We start from the raw sequence: 1,925 nt of genomic DNA, 5'->3' as shown, positions 1-1,925 counted from the left end.
TTTTGTGTAGTGCGGCCGGGCAAGGTCGTTAATTCTAGTGGGTGGGAGTCCCATCAGGATAAAGCCTAACCAGCCATCCTGTAGCTAGTTCTTGGAGGTTATCCGGTAACGGATAGCTTTAAGCGTAGAACGGCAAAGTAGCGGGCCGAAAGCATGAGCTGAAGTGATTGAGCCTCGAAAAATTAGTCGAGATTGGCCGATGTAGTTACACATACAGAAGGCGAAACTTGTCCAAGCGCAATGGTGAGGTTGGACAGGCGCTCCGGGGTCTAAGAGCTTGGCACGTTATAAATCGAGAATAAACGGTAACCCGGGAGACCCTATCTTTCCCTAGAACCACTGGGTATGCCGTACAAGCGAAAACCAAGCAAGGAAAGCAAATGAGAGATAGGGAGTCGGATAGCTAAGTAGTATCGATGAAGCTGCGTAATGGCGGTGGAGAAAAGGAAGCTACATCTGAAGACCTTGGCAAAGGACACAATTCCCACACTCAGAGGTGGAAGTGAATTGGAAACAAAACTTGTTAAGATAGCACAATTAGCAAAAGATCGACCCAAAGAACAATTTACGAGCCTAATCCATCTTCTGGACGAGGAAGCATTGTACATGTGCCACCAAGAACTGAGAGGGGACAAAGCTGTCGGAGTGGATGAAGTTACGAAAGCGCAATACGAGGAGAATCTGTGCATGAATGTAAAGAATCTGCATCATTCCTTGCGCCAAATGGCTTACAAACCTCAACCCGTCAGGCGAGTTTATATCCCTAAGCCTGGAAGCAAGAAGATGAGACCGCTGGGTATCCCAGCCTACGAAGATAAGATTGTTCAGTTGGCAGTGAGTAAAATCCTGTCTGCCATATACGAACAGGACTTTCTGAACTCTTCATTTGGATTTCGACCAGGGATTGGTTGTCACGACGCATTGCGAATGTTAAATACGACGATCATGACGAGGAAAACGAACTGGGTTGTGGACGCGGATATATCTGGTTTCTTTGACCATGTTGATCATAGCTGGATGATGAAGTGCCTGGAGGTTCGAATTAAGGACCGCAAACTGTTGCAACTGATACAGCGTATGCTCAAAGCAGGCATGATGGAGGAAGGAATCCTTCGGCAAACCGAACAAGGTACGCCGCAGGGAGGAATCATCTCCCCCGTGCTCGCTAATGTCTATCTACACTATGTACTGGACTTATGGTTTGAAAAACGAATGAAGAAGCAATACAGAGGCCAGACCCAGATGGTTCGTTACGCGGATGATTTTGTGTGTTGTTTTCAATCTGAAGGCGAAGCTCGAAATTTTTATCTGCAACTTAAGGATAGGCTCAAAAAGTTCAACCTGGAGATAGCACCAGAAAAGAGCAAGATTATAGAATTTGGCCAATTTGCTGCACAAAACAAGGGGAACGGAGGAGAGGGCAAGCCGGAGACATTCGATTTCCTGGGATTTACCCACTATTGTGGGGAAAGTCGAAATGGAAAATTCAGAGTGAAGCGACAAACGAGCAGAAAGAAATTTCAAGCCGCCCTCAATCGAATGAAGATATGGATAAAGACCAATCGAACCCTGCCGGTCAAATCACTCATGGATCAGCTCAAAGCAAAACTCACTGGACACTACAGGTATTACGGTATCACAGACAATGGTCCAATGCTGTCGAGATACTGGTACGGTACAATGAGATTGCTATTTAAATGGTTGAACCGGAGAAGCCAACGGAATAGCTATACCTGGGACAAGTTCTTATTGCTAATGAAAGCCAATCCACTACCCAAACCAAGGATATACTTGAGTATGTTTGGAGGAAAGGTCCTCGTGTGAAACTTCAGATGAGGAGCCGTGTGCGTAAATAGCGCAAGCACGGTTCTGCGAGGGGGGAGTGTACAATCCTGAAAGGAAAGGCGCTCTTCTACTCTACAACG

Annotated in this window: 1 protein-coding gene; it reads left to right on the top strand. The window is 46.3% G+C overall.

The features are described from left to right. The first annotated feature begins 507 nt into the window (after window positions 1–507). Window positions 508–1,824: a group II intron reverse transcriptase/maturase gene (gene ltrA / locus JFN88_RS10910; RefSeq protein ID WP_199019332.1), complete on the top strand. Its 1,317-nt coding sequence runs from the start codon at window positions 508–510 to the stop codon at window positions 1,822–1,824. The last annotated feature ends 101 nt before the right edge of the window (window positions 1,825–1,925 follow it).

The organism is Paenibacillus roseus, from assembly GCF_016424485.1.
Lineage (GTDB): Bacteria > Bacillota > Bacilli > Paenibacillales > Paenibacillaceae > Paenibacillus_D > Paenibacillus_D roseus.
Note: the sequence above shows the minus strand (reverse complement) of the source record. Positions and strands in the feature narration are given on the sequence as shown.